Annotated in this window: 15 protein-coding genes; 12 read left to right on the top strand and 3 right to left on the bottom strand. The window is 46.9% G+C overall.

Annotation, left to right across the window (positions count from 1 at the left end; all coding sequences use genetic code 11):
- Nucleotides 1-68 precede the first annotated feature (68 nt).
- The gene (locus MKY73_RS19335) at nucleotides 69-2,645 is read left to right on the top strand and encodes a glycoside hydrolase family 2 protein (protein ID WP_339303080.1); all 2,577 of its coding nucleotides are present in this window, start codon (nucleotides 69-71) and stop codon (nucleotides 2,643-2,645) included.
- A gap of 132 nt (nucleotides 2,646-2,777) precedes the next feature.
- Here the strand turns inward: MKY73_RS19335 and MKY73_RS19330 are convergent, their stop codons facing one another.
- Nucleotides 2,778-3,893, bottom strand: a complete 1,116-nt coding sequence (locus MKY73_RS19330) for an FAD-dependent monooxygenase (RefSeq protein WP_339303079.1) — start codon at nucleotides 3,891-3,893, stop codon at nucleotides 2,778-2,780.
- A 270-nt stretch (nucleotides 3,894-4,163) separates the two neighbouring features.
- Here MKY73_RS19330 and MKY73_RS19325 point away from each other — a divergent pair, with 270 nt between their 5' ends.
- On the top strand, nucleotides 4,164-4,646 hold the full coding sequence (locus MKY73_RS19325; protein WP_339241265.1) for a MarR family transcriptional regulator: 483 nt from the start codon (nucleotides 4,164-4,166) through the stop codon (nucleotides 4,644-4,646).
- 97 nt (nucleotides 4,647-4,743) lie between these two features.
- On the opposite strand, the gene MKY73_RS19320 is transcribed toward MKY73_RS19325, so the two are convergent.
- Nucleotides 4,744-5,043, bottom strand: a complete 300-nt coding sequence (locus MKY73_RS19320; RefSeq protein ID WP_339241268.1) for a hypothetical protein — start codon at nucleotides 5,041-5,043, stop codon at nucleotides 4,744-4,746.
- Nucleotides 5,044-5,447: 404 nt separating this feature from the next.
- On the opposite strand from MKY73_RS19320, the gene MKY73_RS19315 reads away from it, so the two are divergent.
- The 5 genes from MKY73_RS19315 to MKY73_RS19295 all read left to right on the top strand — a co-directional run bounded on the left by MKY73_RS19315 (nucleotide 5,448) and on the right by MKY73_RS19295 (nucleotide 10,392).
- Entirely contained in the window at nucleotides 5,448-7,472 is a 2,025-nt protein-coding gene (locus tag MKY73_RS19315; RefSeq protein ID WP_339303078.1) for a Na+/H+ antiporter, read from the top strand.
- Nucleotides 7,473-7,578: 106 nt separating this feature from the next.
- Nucleotides 7,579-8,520: an aldo/keto reductase gene (locus MKY73_RS19310; protein WP_339303077.1), complete on the top strand. Its 942-nt coding sequence runs from the start codon at nucleotides 7,579-7,581 to the stop codon at nucleotides 8,518-8,520.
- Nucleotides 8,521-8,583: 63 nt separating this feature from the next.
- Nucleotides 8,584-9,372: a polysaccharide deacetylase family protein gene (locus tag MKY73_RS19305; RefSeq protein ID WP_339303076.1), complete on the top strand. Its 789-nt coding sequence runs from the start codon at nucleotides 8,584-8,586 to the stop codon at nucleotides 9,370-9,372.
- A gap of 211 nt (nucleotides 9,373-9,583) precedes the next feature.
- Nucleotides 9,584-9,790, top strand: coding sequence for a YwbE family protein (locus MKY73_RS19300; protein WP_338593705.1), 207 nt, complete (start codon nucleotides 9,584-9,586; stop codon nucleotides 9,788-9,790).
- Between the two features lie 20 nt (nucleotides 9,791-9,810).
- Nucleotides 9,811-10,392: a DUF4269 domain-containing protein gene (locus tag MKY73_RS19295; RefSeq protein ID WP_339303075.1), complete on the top strand. Its 582-nt coding sequence runs from the start codon at nucleotides 9,811-9,813 to the stop codon at nucleotides 10,390-10,392.
- 224 nt (nucleotides 10,393-10,616) lie between these two features.
- Here MKY73_RS19295 and MKY73_RS19290 read toward each other — a convergent pair whose 3' ends face one another.
- The gene (locus MKY73_RS19290; protein WP_339303074.1) at nucleotides 10,617-12,059 is read right to left on the bottom strand and encodes a hypothetical protein; all 1,443 of its coding nucleotides are present in this window, start codon (nucleotides 12,057-12,059) and stop codon (nucleotides 10,617-10,619) included.
- 376 nt (nucleotides 12,060-12,435) lie between these two features.
- Between MKY73_RS19290 and MKY73_RS19285 the strand changes: the two genes are divergently transcribed.
- From MKY73_RS19285 to MKY73_RS19265, 5 genes are all read left to right on the top strand, one after another.
- Nucleotides 12,436-14,235, top strand: a complete 1,800-nt coding sequence (locus MKY73_RS19285; RefSeq protein WP_339260321.1) for a sensor histidine kinase — start codon at nucleotides 12,436-12,438, stop codon at nucleotides 14,233-14,235.
- Nucleotides 14,210-15,823, top strand: coding sequence for a helix-turn-helix domain-containing protein (locus MKY73_RS19280; RefSeq protein ID WP_339303073.1), 1,614 nt, complete (start codon nucleotides 14,210-14,212; stop codon nucleotides 15,821-15,823). The genes MKY73_RS19285 and MKY73_RS19280 overlap by 26 nt, the downstream gene beginning before the upstream one ends.
- A 342-nt stretch (nucleotides 15,824-16,165) precedes the next feature.
- Nucleotides 16,166-17,152: an ABC transporter permease subunit gene (locus tag MKY73_RS19275; RefSeq protein WP_339241286.1), complete on the top strand. Its 987-nt coding sequence runs from the start codon at nucleotides 16,166-16,168 to the stop codon at nucleotides 17,150-17,152.
- A 17-nt stretch (nucleotides 17,153-17,169) separates the two neighbouring features.
- On the top strand, nucleotides 17,170-18,078 hold the full coding sequence (locus tag MKY73_RS19270) for a carbohydrate ABC transporter permease (protein ID WP_339241288.1): 909 nt from the start codon (nucleotides 17,170-17,172) through the stop codon (nucleotides 18,076-18,078).
- Between the two features lie 133 nt (nucleotides 18,079-18,211).
- Complete coding sequence (locus tag MKY73_RS19265) at nucleotides 18,212-19,744, top strand: ABC transporter substrate-binding protein (RefSeq protein WP_339303072.1); 1,533 nt, start codon at nucleotides 18,212-18,214, stop codon at nucleotides 19,742-19,744.
- Nucleotides 19,745-19,754: the final 10 nt, after the last annotated feature.

The raw sequence follows: 19,754 nt of genomic DNA, 5'->3' as shown, positions 1-19,754 counted from the left end.
GTCTTGCATTTCTGCAAACGTTTTCGATAGGGTATTACTCAGGGTTATTGGAGAGTGAGGGTGTATTAATGAAGATCCATAGTTCAAGTCAGGATTTATCGGGACGATGGAAAATACAGCATTTTGAAGTTGGAGAGAAACGGGCAATGGATGTGGCAGCTGCTGCGCTGGATGACCGTTTTTGGATCGGGGCAGAAGTGCCTGGGGATGTACATGCTGCACTGATTGAGCGCAGTATCATTGATCCGCCCTATTACGGTCATAATGATGCCAAAAGTCGCTGGATTGAGCAAAAGGAATGGTGGTACCGTACAACCTTCAATCTGGTGAGAGATGCGGAGACGGAAGAGCACTTTGAACTGGTGTTTGAAGGATTGGATACGTTTGCAACGGTATATGTGAATGGCCATGAAGTTGGAAAAACGGCGAATATGTTGATGTCACATACGTTTAACGTAACATCTCTGGTACGCAGCGGCTGGAATGCGATTGCTGTTAAGTTTGATCCGCTTCACCTGCATCACCGGGACAAAGAAACCTTCGACTGGTCCTCGTATACGAAGGAACGGCCATGGCTGCGCAAAGCAGCGATGAACTTTGGCTGGGACTGGGGACCACGCACGGTGACGGTGGGAATCTGGGGTGCCGTACGGCTGGAAAAACGAACAATAGCCAAGTTGGAAAGTGTGTATGCTCGAACGGAATCAGTCAGTACAGAGCATGCTGTGTTACACGTCACGGCAGATGTGAAGTCCGTCTTGTCTTTCCGCAGCAGACAGAAGCGTGAGCAGACTGTGGTTGCGTCCTGTAATGTTCGCCTGCTGGACCGCAACGGACACGAGGTAGCAGGTGCCAATGAACTGCCTGTAGAAGGTGGTAAGGCAGATACCACGTTGAACGTCACGTCACCTCAGTTATGGTGGACTCATGATCTGGGTGAGCCGTATCTGTATACGTTAGAGGTTACATTGTGTGCTGACGGCATCGAGGTGGATCGTTACAGCGAACCTTATGGGTTACGAACGATTGAGCTGGCTCTTCACAATGAACAGGGTGAAGATGCATTTACATTTATTCTGAACGGAGTCAAAGTATATGCCAAGGGTGCCAACTGGATTCCGGCTGATCATCTGATTGGTGCCATCCCGAGCTCCCGGTATCGTGAGCTTGTCGAGCTGTCGGTAGAAGGACATATGAACATGCTGCGCGTCTGGGCCGGTGGCATCTATGAGAAGGATGTCTTCTACGATGAGTGTGACCGGCAAGGGGTGTTGGTGTGGCAGGATTTTGCATTTGCGAATGCGTTGTTCCCGGATTTCAATCGTGATTTCATGGATAATGTCCGGCAAGAGGTAGAAAACAATGTCATCCGTCTGCGTAACCGTGCCTCGCTTGCCATCTGGTGTGGCAATAACGAGATTGACTGGCTTTATGACATGAAGTCTGCAAGTGGGGATATTACCAGTCCGTTCTACGGCGAACTTATCTATCATGAACTGATCCCTGAAGTGCTGGATCGCTTGGATCTGTCCCGTCCGTACTGGCCTTCTTCTCCGTTTGGGGATAGCAATGGTCAGGATGCGAATGATCCCGATGTCGGGGATCGTCACAACTGGCAGGTATGGCATGGCTCGGTCTATCCAAGGAAGCATGGAGAGCCGCCGCTGCTGGACTACAGTATTGAAGGTGTGACGTTCAAGAATTACAAAAACGATCATGCGTTGTTCAGCAGTGAATTTGGTATGCATGCCTCGGCCAATCGTTACACTCTGGAGAAAAATATGCCCGCAGGGCAGTTTTACTGGGGCAGTCCAGAGATGGCCTATCGTAACAAGGATACCAATCACCAAAAAGGTATTTTGCTGATGGAAGGTTACACAGGCATCCCGCAAAATATAGAGGAATACATGAACTATTCCATGCTGACTCAAGCGGAAGGATTGCGCTATGGCATTGAACATTTCCGGCGCATTAATCACCGTAACAGCGGTGCGCTCGTGTGGCAACTGAATGATAGCTGGCCAGGAACAAGCTGGTCCATGATTGATTATGAACTGCTGCCGAAGGCATCCTTTTATTATGGGAAAATATTCTTTCATCCTGTTCTGTTGTCACTGGAGCATGAGCCGGGGGAGCCGCTTGCGTTGTGGGTTGTGAACGATACAAGTGAAGTCTTGAAAGGCGAACTTCTCTTCAATGTCTACACGTTGAATGGAGAGAAGTTCTATTCCAGCATACATGCTGTTGAAGTAACATCTCAATCTGCATTGTATATTGCCGAATTAACTGAAGCAGAGGTGCTGCAGGGCAGACGTGCGGAGGAAGTCATGGTTGAGCTGGTATCCGAAGGGTTTGCGGCGCCGATCAATCGGTACTTCTTGCGTGATCCTAAGGATGTGGCATTGCCGGAATCTCAATTGAGTGTACATGTGAATGAAGAGGAACAGTCTGTAACGGTTACGGCGAGTGGAGCAATTGCACGATTGGTGAAGTTGGAGCTCCCTCTTGGGCGTGTGCGATTCAGTGACAATTATTTTGATCTGCTCCCGGGCGAGAGCCGGACGGTAAGACTTCGTCATCCGGAGCGATCGTCTTTGCCACTGGCGGAACTTCGAGTCAGTGCCATGAACGGCAGAGAAGGATAAAATAATAATAATAGACTTCGACTTCGATTCTAGTTCGAGGTTCTAAGGTGGTAATCCTGATCAGGGATGCCACCTTTTTTGATTTTGCAGCAAGTGAATTCATGTATTCGTGTAAGGTGATCTTATCGGGTTTTAAAGAAAAGATTCATAGCGCTGCTGAAAAGAAGATTCCATCTCCACTTGTCGTGCAAGCTGCTGTTGAACCTTCGCTCCGCGATTCGTCTGAAGTTCCTGAAGTTGTGCAGTGGAACTGAATTGGTCTGTGGCCATCTGAACAAGTAATTCGGAGAGCACATCCGCATCTTCGAGCGCAGCATTAAGTCCGAACGCACCGGTTGGGGTCATGGTATGAGCGGCATCACCGATGAGTACAACATTGTCTTGTGCCCACGACTGGCAATAGCTGCTTTCGACAGATAACAGGACAAAATCACTCCAGCTCTGAATGTTGGCAGCTACAGAATCAGACAGGCAAGGAAAGGCAGAGACAAGTTTGTCTACAAAAGGAGCAATCGGCTGCTCTCGAAGCTTGGCGTATGCTCCCTCGGGGATGTTCCATCCAATCTGAACATAACCGCCAAACTGTGAGAACAGTGCGAGCTGTTGACCATCCATGCTGGCCATCCGAACAGCCGGTTCCCAACCTATCGGTGCCGGAATGCGCGCCCATAGCAGATCATATCCGTGCTTGCGAATCTCGGGGGTCAAGCCGGAATGTTTGCGTACAGCAGAGTATCTGCCATCAGCACCAACAATAACAGATGCTTCGATCGAAGCGGGCGCGCCGTTCTGGCGAATGTTAATACCAACGATCTGGCCTTTCTTGTCTCGCAGCAAACCGGTCATTATGGTATTGAAGAGTACTTGTTCGTTTGAACTGTGCTGCTCAGCGTGCGACACGATGGCTTCCAGGAGATGATCTTGCGGTACATGAATACCCACATGAGATTCTTCATTACCCGGGGAAACGGTATGAATAATGTGTCCGTTCTCCCAGTACTGTATCTGTTCCAATGGCAGTGCTCCGCGTTCCTGAATGAGTGAATATAAACCATGTTTATTTAAAATCGCTTCTCCGTCGACATTAAGCAGCTCCCCGCGAAACGACTTGTGCAGGTGGGGCTGCCGCTCTATGAGCAGCGTGGAGATCCCTTTTTGATTCAGTAAATAAGCAAGTAAGGCACCGCCCGGCCCAGCGCCCACGATGCAAACATCTGTTTTTAATGGTGATTGTAAGTTCTGATTCATGTGCATAAGTCCCTTGCAGTATAATGGTGACTTTTGTTTACTTTATAACAACAAATTTATTAAAATCATTAAGTAACTAAAAGTAACTTTGAAGATATAGGTTATTATAAACAAACCCGTTGCCATAATGCAATAGGTGCAACCCAAAATAGAACACAAGTCTTTCGGTAGAGTATAAGGTGTCCAATACAAGCGTATTTTTCACAAACATCATAGTGTAAATATGTTACAATATAAGGTAGGTTATGATGAAAGGCAGGAGGAACGTTTATGAGCCCGGATACGGAGCGAAACTCTCAATTGGCAAATGTAGATCAATTGTTGGAGGCCTTCTTCAGATATAAAAATAAAGTATTGGATCAGCAGCAGAAGACCGAAACCAACTGTAAACTGAATCCGACAAAAAGTCATATATTGGGCATGATTTTACGTGAACAACGCTGTATGGCGGTTGATGTGGCGAGACAACTCAGCTTGTCTTCCGGTGCAACCACGATTGTACTGAATCAACTGGAAACGGAAGGCTTGATCCAGCGGGTGCGCAGTGAAGAAGATCGTAGAATTGTTTGGCTGTCCTTAACGGATGAAGGGGCGCAGCTTGCGAAGACACTTAATGCGAATCGTGGCCGAATGACGTGGGAATTGTTGCAAGCACTTTCCGAAGAGGAGCAACAGCAGATGTTCGGCATGTTGAAGAAAATTGAACTGAAACTGCTGGAGAACATGAAGTCGTTTGAGCAGATCCATCGATAATGCATATATGACTTGTTCTTTTGAAGACGTCAGTCCTCATGAGTTCGTCCCTTTTTGCGGGGGGATGAGCCTTGAAGACTGGCGTTTTTGAGTTTGTTCACAAATGAAAGCGAACCACATGATCCGTCAATCCTTCCTGAATCAACACTTCTTTTTGTTTCCTGCCCATCAGGTCAAAGTGGGGAAATGGCTGCCGCTGATGAATATATCGCGGGTCCAACCCGTGATCGTTACACCAACACTCGAGACGTTCCAGATCTGAACAGCCAACTTTGGTGACACTGGTGATGCCGGGGAATCGGTTGTCAATCCAGAAATGAGTGAGGTACGCAATCTCACCACGAGCGACTTGTTCCTTCCACGCAGCCAACTCTTGTCGTTTAATTCCAAATGCCATAGATGCAAGTTCCTTTCCAAACGGGTATTGTCCTGAGCATATTGTAACATCTTATATACAGAATCCCTCAGAATTCTTTAATCTAAATAAGTTGAACTAAAGATTATTTACACTGACACTACGATGACAGAATAACCTTCCAATCGCTGTTATCCCCAGATTTTTTGATTCCCTTTTCCAATGGGGAAAATCCGGGGATAAAGGCGACCGCTTCGCTTTTTCAGGTTTTTTCTGTCCTCTCCGTTATCGTGTAAATGATTAGTTCAACCTAAATAGACTAGTTTGTGACCGTGTGAATGGGTATATGAATATGACAACATTTTTATAACAAAGTCTGGATTATGTTAAAATAAACCTATGTAACAAAGGTTTCACCACTTCTATAGCGGAAAGGGATTGTCATCATGGAAATATTTATAGCCGTACTTGTTTTACTGGTACTGATCGGTTTATCGAACATCCTCAACCGGTTTGTACCTTTTATTCCAGTTCCGCTCATTCAAATCGTGCTCGGTGTAGCCATAGCTCTGCTTCCTGCCGGGGTACACTTGCCGTTGAATCCGGAATTGTTCTTTGTACTTTTCATCGCACCTTTGTTATACAACGATGGGAAGCGAACACCAAGGAATGAATTATGGAATCTCCGTGCACCTATCCTTCTGCTTGCGCTAGGGCTTGTATTCGTGACGGTGGTTGTGGCGGGATATGCCATTCATTGGCTGATTCCTACGATTCCGTTACCCGCGGCTTTTGCTCTTGCAGCCATATTGTCCCCGACAGATGCAGTGGCCGTTGGTGCTATGGCAGGACGAGTACATTTGCCTAAAAGCATACATAGGCTTCTTGAAGGTGAAGCATTAATGAATGATGCATCCGGCTTGGTCGCCTTCAAATTCGCCATTGCAGCCACGGTCACAGGTGTGTTTTCCCTGGCACAGGCAACCTTTAGTTTTATTCTGATTGCCATTGGCGGACTTCTCGTCGGTGCATTGTTATCTTTTCTATTAATCCGGCTCGGGATGTGGATTCGCAGACTGGGCATGGAAGATGTAACAATTCACATGCTGTTGCAAATACTGACGCCATTTATCATCTATCTGGTAAGTGAAGAAATTGGGGTATCAGGTATTCTTGCGGTAGTGGCAGGCGGTATTATCCACGCCATTGAGCGTGACCGCGCTGAATCGGTTCAGCTGAAAATGCAGGTGGTATCTGCCAGCACATGGTCAGTCATTTTATTTATACTAAATGGTCTGGTGTTTGTAATTCTGGGTGTACAGGTCCCGGATGTTTTAAGTACTATTTTCGAAAATGTTTCGTTTAATAATCTGCAAGTGCTGGGGTATGTGGGCTTGATCTCGGTGCTACTGCTGGTTCTGCGCTTTCTCTGGATCTATCTGTTCTGGCAAGGGAATGAGTGGCTGCGTACCAAATCCTCTATAGGCAGGCCCAAATTCAAGGATATCACGATTATTTCCCTATCTGGGGTACGTGGGGCTGTCACATTGGCGGGTGCCTTCTCCATTCCTTATGTGCTTCAGGATGGTTCACCTTTCCCTGAACGGGATCTGATTATTTTCCTGGCGGCAGGGGTTATCCTTTTCTCCCTGATTGCGGCGAGTGTGTTTCTTCCGGTTTTGGCTAAGAACGCTGGGGGATCCACGGAAGAAACACCACAGAAGTCCGAGCGAAAAGCACATGACATTATGCTGAATGCCGCAATACGGGCTGTCAAATCCGAAATGAATGATGAAAACAAAGCTGCAGCACTCGCGGTCGTCTCCGATCTGTCCAAATATATCAGGCAGGCCGCAGGTCAGCTTACCGCGGATAAACGCAAATATATCCAGAAACAGGAAACAGCTATTAACCTGATTGCCACCCGTGCGGAGCGCAAAGAAATCGAAGCGATGCTGGATGAAAATGCAATTGCTTCCGATGCTGCTTTCAAATGTGACAGTTGGCTGGATCGCAAGGAAATGATGTTGGCCAATCGTGCAAACACTCAGATGATGACCTCAATCAATGAGATCGGGCGTATGCTGGGTCATCTATTCACCAATCGATCCCAGAAGCCGAGTCAACCCTTCATGCTAGAAAATGCAGAACTTTTCCGTCAGGTGAAGTTACGCACCTCTGAAGCGGCAATTAAGGCCATTCGTGCCCATATGAACGATGGGAATCGAATCGTAGCTTTGTCAGTCATCGCCAAATATGAACGTGTCATTGCCAAACTGCGAACCTGGGACCAAGGGAAAACGGAAGATCCGTTTAATCAGGAGAAGCTTGAATTGCAGATGGTGGCGATTCAGGAACAGCGCAATACAGTGCAACAATTGTATGAGAACGGTGAGATTAATCGTGATGTGGCTGCCAAGCTGCGCCGGTTTATTAATGATGTGGAAGCAACTGCGTTGAAAAATACGTAATCCGATAAATCCGATATTTTAAATAAGTTAAACGGTCTGATATACTATGGGACAAGAAAATGAATCACTATCCATTATATATCGATCAGTAAGGGAGAGATGAGACATGGCAGAACAGCAAATACGATTGGGCAAGACGGATCTGATCGTGAACCCCATTGGATTGGGGGCGAATGCAGTAGGCGGACATAATATCTATCCAGGCATGCTGAATGATGAGACAGGCAAGGAAGTGGTTCGAACCGCCTTGAAACAAGGGATTAACTTTCTGGATACGGCATATATCTATGGACCTGAGCATTCCGAGCGATTGATCGGCGAAGTATTGAAGGAAACCGGTCAGCGTCAGAATACGATCATTGCAACCAAGGCAGCCCATACATTTGTAGATGGCAAGGTTGTTATTGATAACTCACCTGCTTTTCTGAAGACATCCGTGGATGAGGCGTTGAAACGTCTGCAAACGGATTACATTGACCTGTTCTACATCCACTTCCCGGATGAACATACGCCTAAGGATGAAGCGGTAGATGCGTTAAAACAATTAAAAGACGCTGGCAAAATCCGTGCCATTGGCGTATCTAATTTCTCCATTGATCAGTTACGTGAAGCCAACAAAGACGGGCATGTAGACGTATTACAATCTGAATATAATCTGTTCAAAAGAGAAGCGGAGAAAGAGCTGTTGCCGTATACGGCTGAGCATCATATATCTTTTGTTCCCTATTTCCCACTGGCAGCGGGACTTCTAGGCGGTAAATATAATCGCAATACCACATTCCAAGATGGACGGGCAAAGAACCCGCTGTTCACAGGTGATGCTTTCATTCAAAATTTGGATAAAGTTGAGCAACTGCGCAGCATAGCACAATCCAAGGATGTTGAGGTTGCTCATCTGGTTCTGGCCTGGTACCTGACGCAGCCATCGATTGATGCACTGATTCCAGGTGCCAAGAGACCGGAGCAGGTCATTAACAATCTGCAAACATTGAATGTGGAATTAACTGCTGAAGAAATTGCTGTCGTGGATCAGATCTTTCGTTCATGAGTTCGGGTGAATCGGGAAATGCTAACAGGGAGTTTACGTATGAAGACAAAGTGAGGACACAACATGAACCTGAAGGCAGCCCGAGTCATCGGAATGTTCACGCTAATTATTTTGCTGGGTAGCAGTTCTATCTATGCGAAGCCTGTGCAAAAGAACCGGCAGTATTACGAGGAACGAGGAGAGATCGTGTGGGAAGTTCCCACACAGGATAAACTCATCGCCCTGACCTTTGATGATGGACCAGATCCGGTTCAGACTCCGCAGATTCTGGCATTGCTTCAGCAATATCAAGCCAAAGGAACCTTTTTCGTACTGGGCAAATGGGCAGAAAAATTTCCTGAACTGATTAAGCAGGAACAGCTCGAAGGACATGAAATCGCCAATCATACGTATGCGCACACGTATGCAGTCCGATCGACACGTGCGGACAAGTACATGAAGGATATGAACGCAGCGGAAAGTTCCATCATTGATGCGGGAGCGGAGCGTCCCCTGTTGTTCAGGCCACCGGGCGGCTATTATAATGACATGGTCATTCAGGCGGCCAAACAAAAAGGGTATACCATTGTACTCTGGTCCTGGCATCAGGATACACGGGACTGGGCTTCTCCAGGTGTATCGGCTATCGTTAAAAAAGTACTGAATAACGCACGTAATGGGGATATTGTACTCTTCCATGATAAGGTGGAAGGCAAGTCCCATACGGTAGCTGCTCTCAAAACGATCCTGCCGAAGTTACAGCAGCAGGGATATCGATTCGTGACGGTGTCTGAGCTGCTTGCTGTGAAGGCACGTGAAGCTGCGAAGGATGGGGCTGCACCTTCTTCTTCGTTGAAGCATGTGAAGCCCTAGAGATTGCAATTCAATTAGAAACCGCAGGCCTCGGGATATAGAGACCTGCGGTTTCTTTATATTGATCTCCATATGAAACATGAATCCAGGAGTGGGAGGTGTTGTCGTCTCCCTTTTGTTTTGAAACCAAAACGTCTACAATAGATGGAGCTTTGTATGAAGAGCTACTTGAACCATGATATGAATGATGACATAGAGGAGAGTGAACATGATGAATGGACAGCAACGAATAAATATTAAACCGGGTCTTGAAGTGGACATTGTATTGAAGCAGGACCAAGCTACAGGTAAGCTGACACGTGGCATTGTAAAGGATCTGTTAACCAAGTCCCCTACACATCCACACGGAATCAAAGTACGACTGACGAGTGGCCAAGTGGGACGGGTGAAACAGGTTATTACCGGAGGTTCGAATTAACTGTGGCCCAAGGCGGGGAGATGAACACTGCCGCAGAGGTCATGGCACATCTGGCTTCGGGTAATGCACGTCAGCAGGACGCATATCATGTGTTACAGAGCAGTGGATTGCTAGATATATTAGCTGACTATCACCCATATCCAGCAGGAACGGTACCGATTGATATTGATATTCCGGGCAGTGATCTGGATTTGCTGTGTTATGCAGAAGATCTGAATGTGTTTGAAGCCGAGATATACAATCGAATCGGAGCCGTTGCTGAGTTTCAATGTGTTCGTGGTGGGGATCTTCCAGGCCAACGTCCTTATGTGACTTGTCATTTGCAAGTGGGACATTGGCCAGTGGAGATTTTTGCCCAATCCGTGCCAGTTAACAGGCAGAATGCATACCTACATATGATCGTGGAGTGGAGATTGTTACAACTGTGGGGAGACGCGGGTCATCGTGAGATCCGCAGACTGAAACAGACAGGGTGGAAGACGGAGCCTGCTTTTGCTTCAGTACTTGGATTACAGGGAGATCCATATGTGGAAATGCTGCACCTGGCCGAGATGAAACGTGAAGATCTCTGGAACTGGGCGCGTTCACGCACGTTTTTTTAAAATGTCTATTTGAGATGAACTAATCATTTACACGATAACGGAGAGGACAGAAAAAACCTGAAAAAGCGAAGCGGTCGCCTAAAAGCTTTCTGAAAGAAAGCTACATCGGAAGCATATGCTTATTACCGGATTTTCCCTTGATAAAGGGGATCAAAAAAAATCTGGGAATAACAGCGATTGGAAGGTGTTTCTGTCATCGTAGTGTCAGTGTAAATAACCTTTGGTCAGATCAGAAAGATAGCTACAATTGTCGTTACTGTGAGTCCCAGCACGACAGGCTTCAGGTTGCGTCTTGCAAGTTCAAAAGGGCTGACTCCGCAGATTGCAGCAGCAGGGATCAATGCCCATGGAATCAAGGTTCCACCACCTACCCATATGGCTGCGACCTGACCTAGTGCGGTCAGTACAGATGCGGAATCTGTGGAACCTGCGAACATGGACGCAATCGAGCCAACCAGAGAAATACCCGAGAACCCCGAACCATCCATTCCGGTCACTGCTCCGGTCACCGTCATTGTAATTGCGCCCACGGTTCCATTCAGTGGTACCAGTCCAGCAAGTGCGACCCCGAGATCATTCACGATCCCGTGAGAACCTTCAGGAAGAGGGTTGCTGAACAACTCCGTAATTGCAGCATCTCCCAGATAAAAAAACGCAGCTATGGGAATAACCGGTCCAAATACTTTGAAACCAAACTGAAATCCTTCTATTAAATAATTCGTTGTTTCCTCTGGTCCGGCATGACGATGTGCGGCAAGGGTGACAGCGATTAGTATGACCACAGCGGTTCCACCAATCAGAGCGGTTGCATCGCCGCCTTGCAACTTCAATACAAACATCAGAATCACATCAACTGCGAATAACAGAGGGATAAGTAGTGCAAAAGCTTTTTGCAGACGGGGTGACATCACTTGACGTTGAGCAGGCTGATTAGCGGGTAGGGTGGTAGGCACAGTCTCTGATGAGGAAGACGGTTCCGTACTTACGGGACCCGATATGGCATCTGGGGAATGAACAGGTGAGCCTGATCTCATCTCTTTGCGCAGCATCCAGAAGGCAGTAAGGGTAGATACGGTTCCCATGACAATAACCAAAGGGATGCTGGCCGTCATGACGGAAGTAACGGGCAGACCGGCTGCATCAGCTGTGAGTTTGGGAGCCCCCTGAATAATGTAATCTCCTGACAGTGCAATCCCGTGTCCAAACAGGTTCATGGCAATGGCAGCCCCAATCGGAGGAAGACCTACACGCACGGCTACAGGAAGCAGTACTGCACCGACAAGTGCTACGGCCGGGGATGGCCAGAAAAATAGCGATACGACCATCATAATCAAACCGATCCCCCAATATGCGACCTGAGGAGAACGGATAAACCGGGTGACAGGTGTCACCATGACCTCATTAATACCGGTTCTGATCAGAACACGGCTCATCGCCACAATAATCGAGATGATAAAGATCGTACTTATCAATTCTTTTGTTGCGTAGATAAAACTGCTGAAGATCCCGGCAACTGAGCCGCTTAAGGTTTCGGTTGCCAGAAGTCCAATGGTCATAATACCCGCGACACAGATGATCGTGGTATCCCTGCGCCGGATCATTACGGCGATAATCAAGACGATATATGCCAGATAGACATAATGTAATGCAGTGAGTTGAATATTCATCGAACGGCCTCCCTACATCCTGGTGAATAACCCGAGGAGTGATATATCGTATGCATGTCAAGACCGGGCGTTCGTGGAGTCCGGGGCTTGCTACATCATTTATTTTTAGGGAGAAGCTTCAGAGTAATAATGAAGGATTTTTTTTACAACTGGAGAATTTATTACAACATGAAGCTGATTACTATTGAAATTGGAGCGGATGAAAGTCACCAGAATTGACATATGAAGGTCACGGGAACCCATAGACAATGGCAAGCAGGGGTGATTACAATAAACATGCCATCATAAGGAAGAAAATAGAAAAATGATGTTGAATCAAAAAAAGTGTGTGTTCAAAAGCAGACTTCTTGAACTACCTCCAAAAGGGCGGGAATCCATGAACTTGATCCGTTCACTTCGTTTTAAATTTATTGTGGGTCTTACATTGATCATGCTGCCACTATTCATGTTGCTTTATTACAACAACGTCTACGCCATGAAAGTTGTCCGTGACAAAGTATCCCTCACCAATATGAGCCATCTCGCCAAGAGTGTGGAGCAGAATGAACGTGTATTACAGGAGACGAATCGGTATTTATATAGTCTGGGCGAGCGGGACCCGGATATTATCTCTCTGTTTTTTCTGAAATATGGTAGCGGCGATTATATTATTGCCAAGCAACGAATTATGAACAAATTCATGACAGATATCGGTTTTTATAATCTAATCGATTCTTTTTTTCTATATGATGCCGTGAATGATGATCTGCTGCTCGCCACTTCAGGCAATTATGATGTCAAAAAGTCGGTTGTGCAGGAGAGTATGCCTGTCCAGATGCAGCAATTGGAAGGGGATATCCAGAAGCCGGAATGGAGCATCGTGCGTGGCGGTACGTGGAATGCACTGGTCAAAACGGTGCGAATCAACCAGCAATTCTATGCAGGTGCACTTGTCGATATGAATGCATTGAATCACACACAACCATTCACTGAATCCGGGGATCGGAGTGGCGCAGTCATTGTTGGAACAGACGGTGGCGCATTATCTGATTCCACTTTGACTACTGCACAGATTCAGCTTGCTGCAGCGCATCTTCCTGGCCTGAAAGATCCGTATCAGGTAATCTCCGAAGTTGTGAACAAGGGAGAAGCACGCCAATATCTGATGTTGGGTATTGCCTCGGCGATGTCCCAGATGAATTATATCGTGCTGCTGCCTGAGGAAGACATGATGCGTAACCTCCCGTTTTTCCAGCAGATCATTCGTCTGCTCCCCATCGGTGCGGCAGTAATCCTGGTTACTGCACTGATCTTTTTGCGGCATCTGTTATTCCGCCCGATGAATGCGTTGATTCGAGGCATGAGAAGGGTGAGCCGGGGAGATCTCGATGTGAAGCTGGACCCGCCATCTTCTTCGGAACTTGAATTTATGACACGAAGTTTCAATCAGATGACCAGTGAGATCAGGCATCTGAAGATTGATGTGTATGAGGAACAACTGCGAACGCGGGAGGCAGAGTTTAAACAATTACAGATGCAAATTAATCCTCACTTTTACCTGAATTCACTCAATATTATTCATAGTCTGGCTTCCTTGCAAAAGCATGAGTTGGTGCAGCAGATGGCTGGTCATCTGGCTGATTATTTTAGATTCAGTCTGCGCGCAGGCAAACGTGTCATTCGTCTGGATGAAGAGCTGGAGCACATTCGTCATTACTTGGAAATTCAAAAGCTGAGGTTTCCAAGCAGATTCGATTTTGAACTGGATGTCGAACCGAATCTGGAGCATTATGTGATTCCTCCATTAACCATTCAGCCCTTTGTGGAGAATGCCATTATTCATGGATTTCAGCGCCGGACGCAAGCCTTCGTCATTCGGATCGTGGCACGTTTCGGTACGAACTCATCCGGTCAGGTCGATGGCACGGTGCTTCAATTGATGATTGCAGATAATGGCGTCGGATTTGATAAGGAGTTATTGGAGCGTCTGCAACATGGACAATACACTGAGGACCCGAGTGGACAGCATATCGGAATATGGAACGTGGCTCATCGGCTTTTAGTGAAGTATGGTGATCAAGCCAGTTTGCAGTTTGGAAATGGTGCGGATCATGGCGCCAAAGTCATCATTGATTTGCCCGCACAGACCGAAGAGGAAGAAGGGGGAGCCCATGCGGAACCTGTTGATCGTGGATGATGAAGTGTATGCATTACAAGCGATGGTGGAAGGTGTTAACTGGCAAGCAGCAGGCGTTGAGCAGGTATTCAGTGCTTGTGATGCCGAAGAGGCAAGAGAAATCTTAAGAGCAAATGCTATTGATATTATGATCTGTGATATCGAGATGCCTGGTGAAACAGGACTTGACCTGCAAAGCTGGGTGTTAAAACATGATCCAGGCATACTGACCATTTTCCTGACAGGGCATGCTTTATTCGATTATGCTCAGACAGCCATCAAGCTAAATAGCTTTGATTATGTGTTGAAGCCGGCTCCAGCGGATCAATTGATTAAGGTAGTAACCCAGGCGGTGGAGAAGATCAAGGATGGAGAGCAGCGTACCCGTACCAACGAAGTTTATGAGACCGTATACAAACGCTGGAAGACCCATAAACCGCTACTAACAGAACGCTTCTGGAAAGATGCCATCTCTCAGCGCATCACCTTAACCAAACAACGGTTGCAAGAGCTCGCAGAATTGTATGGTGCCGAGATTGATCCGCAGGCTCGTGTGTTACCCATTGTGATCTCGGTAGAGGAGTGGCTGCGTGAGTTTGACCTGCGCGACGAGGAGGTGCTGGAATATGCGCTCCGTAATGCAGCCAGGGAGATCCTGCTTGGCAACAAGCCGGGTGAGGTGTTTCAGGATCAAAGTGGATTGAATATTGTACTCGCTTACGAGCAAGACGGCATCATCCCGAGTGCGAGCGAAGTGGCACAACGTTGTCAGGGGTATATCCAGGATTGTGGTACGTATTTCTACTGCCGCTTGTCCTGTTATGTTGGTGTCCCGGTTGCTGTAACTGAACTGCAAGGCATGTTAAATGAACTGATGGATATGGAACGGCGCAATATTAAGGAGCTTGAAGAAGTTTTTGTCTATGATGAGCGTGGAAGAGATCAGGAAGATCGCTTTTTGCCTATTCCATGGTTTTCGGAATTATCCATTCTTTTTGAGACAGGGAAAGTAGGGGATTTGCGAGAACGTGTGGATGAAATTTTTGAATTGCTTGCTGCCCAGGAGGGATTGTCTCCTGAAATGCTGCATCTCTACTACCATGCCATGCTGCATGTGGTCTATCCACTGCTTCATCAGAAGAACGTGTCAATACGCAGTCTGTATCCGGGTGAACGGGAGCCGGAAGAGAGTGTGGTGACAAGATCGCTACCGCAGTTGAAGCAGTGGACGTCGGATCTGATTGATCGTGTTATCCCGGTGTTGTACCCGGACGATCATAGTCCTATGACCATTGTGGATCAGTTGTGCGTTTATATTGAAACCCATATTGGTGAAGAACTTATGCGAGAGGAACTTGCAGCTTTTGCCGGATTCAATCCCGCTTATCTATCCCGTCTGTTTCGGAAAGAGAAGGGCATGTCCCTATCTGAGTTTATCCTGCAGGGCAGAGTAGCTAAAGCGAAAACGTTGTTGTCCCAGTCCACCGTCAAGGTAACGGACATCGCTGGCAAGGTGGGGTATTATAATTACTCGCATTTCACCAAAATGTTCAAAAAGTGCACGGGGATCACACCACAGGAGTTTCGTAAACAGTCACGTACCGTATAGTCCAGGGCGCAGCATGCTGCGTCTTTTGTTTTTTTTGGTACTAGGACGTGTCATAAAACTCGCTGAAGTGCATCTTTTACCGCCTTTTCGCCCCCTCCTGCGTCACTTTCCCTTGACGTGCCCCGGCACGCCTGCGGAAAACTTCCTTGCTTGGAACGAAAACTCGGCAAAATCTGCTTCCTTCGGAGTTTTCAGACACATCCTAAAGTCATAATTTGATAAGTCAACAGGTCACCACAGCAGATAGAGGTCTTACTTTCCCCGCCGTATACTTGAACCACAGGAGCCGCAACGGAGCTTCATCCTGAGGAAGAATTCAAGAGGAGTGAGGGAGAACAAGTTATGAAGACACAACCCCAGGCGGGTAAGGGAGTACGGATATCGGAAATACCGGGAGAAACAGTCCGAAAGCGCAAGTCTGTGTGGCACAATCTTGGCAAATTCAAGGTGCTGTATCTCATGTTCTTGCCAGGTGTCCTGTTTCTGCTGGTGAACAACTATATGCCGATGTTCGGCGTTCTGATCGCATTCAAAAATGTAAACTATGCTGATGGTATTTGGGGAAGCCCGTGGAGTGGATGGGACAATTTCAAATATTTGTTCTCAACCAGTGATGCGTGGGAAATTACCCGAAATACACTCGCGTATAACACCGTGTTTATTGCACTGAATCTCTTTGTAGGTGTCGGGCTTGCTATTCTGCTCAATGAAGTGAAAAACAAGGCAATGTCCAAGTTATATCAATCACTTATGTTATTGCCGTATTTCCTGTCCATGATTGTGGTCAGTTATCTGGTACTGGCTTTCCTGGGCAAGGATTCAGGGTTCATGAACTCCACAATTCTGCAGATGTTCGGCGGTCAGCCGATCGACTGGTATTCCGAGCCGAAGTATTGGCCGTATATTTTGCCACTGGTGAACACATGGAAGAATATTGGATATTATGCCGTCATCTATCTGGCAGCTGTTGTGGGTATCGATGAAGAATACTATGAAGCAGCTGTGCTCGATGGAGCAACCAAGTGGCATCAGATCCGCTTCATCACCATTCCGTTCCTCATACCACTAATCGTCATTATGACGTTATTGCAGATTGGCCGTATATTCTATGCGGACTTCAGCCTGTTCTACCAGGTTCCATTGGAGTCGGGAGCACTGTTCCCTGTAACAAATGTACTGGATACTTATGTATATCGTACGTTCCTTATCGGTGGAGATATCGGAATGTCATCAGCAGCCGGTCTATATCAAGCCATCGTCGGATTTGTGCTGGTTCTTGTATCTAATACCATTGTAAGACGAATAGATAAAGATAATGCATTATTTTGAGAGGAGGCAGGTCAGCTGTGAAATCACATGATCCACTAGCCGTATCGAAGCGTTCCGCATCCGTTATTCATGCGATGTTTCTATTCTATGCCGTTGCCTGTATTGTGCCGATCCTGCTTGTCTTCGCCATCTCATTTTCGGACGAGACAACCGTAATTGCCAATGGATATAAGCTTATTCCAGAGAAGTTCAGCCTGACGGCTTATGAGTTTCTGTTCAGAGATATGGATCAGATCCTTCACTCGTATGGTATATCTTTTATTGTTACCGTTGTAGGAACTATAACAAGTGTTGCGCTGACCGCATTGTATGCGTATCCGCTCTCGCGAAGAGATCTGCCTTACCGGGGCTGGTTCGCCTTTTTCATCTTCTTCACAATGCTGTTCAATGGAGGTCTGGTACCTTGGTATCTGGTCTATGTCAATGTATTGGATCTGAAAAACTCCATATTGGCACTCATACTGCCGCTACTGCTATCCCCATTCTTTGTACTGGTTATGCGTACATTCTTCGCGAACTCCATTCCGGTGTCCATTCTGGAATCCGCTCGGATTGATGGTGCAGGAGAATTGAGAACGTTTGCACGTATCGTACTACCGCTCTCTCTTCCCGTTATGGCAACCGTCGCGTTGTTCAGTACACTGAATTACTGGAATGACTGGTACCTTAGCATGATTTTTATATCAGATAACCGGACGATCAGCCTTCAGTACCTTATGTATCGAACGCTGCTCGATATTCAATATTTAACAACCAACTCCAACGTCTCTTCACAGATTTCGTCCCAGGGTGGCTTGCTGAATCTGCCTAACAAAACGCTGCAAATGGCGATGGCTGTGGTCGGTATTGGTCCAATTGTACTGGCATATCCGTTCTTCCAGCGTTATTTCATCAAAGGTCTTACGGTTGGCGCTGTGAAGGGATAACTCTGAACCGGTTAGCAGAGAGGGCAAGGTAAATGAAGATGGACTGAAAGGGCATATACAGAAGTAGTTACAGGTTTATTTGTGAATTGGGGAAATCGGTTGTATGGTTCAACACATGACAGGAGGGGTTCAATTGGTTAGATCATTAAAGGTATGGTCACGCATGATGGCAACAGTTATGGCGCTGAGCCTGGTGCTGGCAGCTTGCTCATCAGACAAGGGTGGAACAACAACACCTGGTGCAGAAGGCGGAGGAGCAAGCGAGGGTGGGGGTAAACCATACGAAGTGACACTGTTTTATCCAGGGACACCACAGAAGGATGTCGCTCTGGTGGAAGCCGAGATTAACAAAAAGATGGAGCCGAAGATTGGAGCCACGCTTAAGATCAATGCGATTGACTGGGGGCAATGGGATAATAAGCTGAATCTCATGATCTCCTCCGGTGAAAAATCAGACATTATCTTCACTGCAGCTTGGCAGAACTACACGGTGAATGTAGCGAAAGGTGCATTCTTGCCATTGAATGATCTGCTTGATACCTATGGTCAGGATATCAAGAAAAACCTGGACCCTGCCTTTCTGGAAGGCTCCCAGGTAGACGGCGTGAATTACGGCGTTCCTACGAATAAGGAACTCGCTGCCACACGTGGTGTGTTGGTTCGTAAAGATCTGGCCGATAAATATAAGCTGGACCTGACAGCTGTAAAGACATGGGCTGATCTGGAGCCACTGCTCAAAACAATCAAGGAAAACGAACCAGGCATTACACCGTTCTATATGTCTAACACCAATGGTAACGGGCTGTTGGAGAATCTGGATTGGGATTATCTCGGTGATGCTTCCGTACCTGGGGTGATCTCCAAAACAGCAGGCGGAACAACGGTGCTGAATGAAGTGGAGACGCCTGAATTCAAGGAAGCAGCTGAACTCGCCCGCAAGTGGTATCAAGCAGGATATATCAACAGTGATGCGGCTACGTCCAATGTGTTCCCGAAAGACCAGGCGAAGGCTGGAAAAGCGTTTCTCTGGACAGACGGCATGAAGCCAGGCAAGGATAAAGAAGAAGAAGGGTATGTGGGTTTCCCACTGACTCAGATTGAGATGACACAGCCGACAATCACGACAGGTGATGCATCTGGAGCAATGCTTGCAATCTCCCGTTCTTCCGAGCAACCGGAGAAAGCGATGCAGGTCATTAACCTGCTGCATTCCGACAAGGAAATTAACAACTTGCTGAACTTCGGAATTGAAGGCACCCACTATGTGAAAAAAGACGGACAGGATAATATCATTACTCTCCCTGAAGGCGTAGATGCCAACAGTCGTACCTACAATCCAGGTGCCCAGTGGCAGCTTGGTAACCAGTTCCTGAACTTCCTCTGGGATAATGAAGACCCACAAAAGTGGGAAAAGTTCAAAGAATTTAACGCCAAAGGTGTGAAGTCCCCAGCACTGGGCTTTACATTCAACAGTCAATCGGTCAAAAATGAAATTGCTGCAGTCAACAACGTGAACAAACAGTTCAAGCCGGGCATGACATCGGGCGCCGTTGATCCAAATGAAATGATTCCGAAATATCTGGAAAAATTGAAAGCAGCGGGAATTGATAAAATTATTGCAGCCAAACAGGAACAACTCGATGCATTCCTTGCCAAAAGTAAATAAAATGATCATC

This window comes from Paenibacillus sp. FSL R5-0519 (assembly GCF_037974275.1).
GTDB lineage: Bacteria > Bacillota > Bacilli > Paenibacillales > Paenibacillaceae > Paenibacillus.
Note: the sequence above shows the minus strand (reverse complement) of the source record. Positions and strands in the feature narration are given on the sequence as shown.

Bases quoted from the DNA above. Each gene is read 5' to 3' on its own strand.
- MKY73_RS19285 (WP_339260321.1), top strand. From the start codon at position 12,436: ATGAACTTGATCCGTTCACTTCGTTTTAAATTTATTGTGGGTCTTACA.
- MKY73_RS19280 (WP_339303073.1), top strand. From the start codon at position 14,210: ATGCGGAACCTGTTGATCGTGGATGATGAAGTGTATGCATTACAAGCG.
- MKY73_RS19275 (WP_339241286.1), top strand. From the start codon at position 16,166: ATGAAGACACAACCCCAGGCGGGTAAGGGAGTACGGATATCGGAAATA.
- MKY73_RS19290 (WP_339303074.1), bottom strand. From the start codon at position 12,059: ATGAATATTCAACTCACTGCATTACATTATGTCTATCTGGCATATATC.
- MKY73_RS19320 (WP_339241268.1), bottom strand. From the start codon at position 5,043: ATGGCATTTGGAATTAAACGACAAGAGTTGGCTGCGTGGAAGGAACAA.
- MKY73_RS19295 (WP_339303075.1), top strand. From the start codon at position 9,811: ATGAACACTGCCGCAGAGGTCATGGCACATCTGGCTTCGGGTAATGCA.
- MKY73_RS19330 (WP_339303079.1), bottom strand. From the start codon at position 3,893: ATGAATCAGAACTTACAATCACCATTAAAAACAGATGTTTGCATCGTG.
- MKY73_RS19325 (WP_339241265.1), top strand. From the start codon at position 4,164: ATGAGCCCGGATACGGAGCGAAACTCTCAATTGGCAAATGTAGATCAA.
- MKY73_RS19315 (WP_339303078.1), top strand. From the start codon at position 5,448: ATGGAAATATTTATAGCCGTACTTGTTTTACTGGTACTGATCGGTTTA.
- MKY73_RS19305 (WP_339303076.1), top strand. From the start codon at position 8,584: ATGAACCTGAAGGCAGCCCGAGTCATCGGAATGTTCACGCTAATTATT.
- MKY73_RS19310 (WP_339303077.1), top strand. From the start codon at position 7,579: ATGGCAGAACAGCAAATACGATTGGGCAAGACGGATCTGATCGTGAAC.
- MKY73_RS19300 (WP_338593705.1), top strand. From the start codon at position 9,584: ATGAATGGACAGCAACGAATAAATATTAAACCGGGTCTTGAAGTGGAC.
- MKY73_RS19335 (WP_339303080.1), top strand. From the start codon at position 69: ATGAAGATCCATAGTTCAAGTCAGGATTTATCGGGACGATGGAAAATA.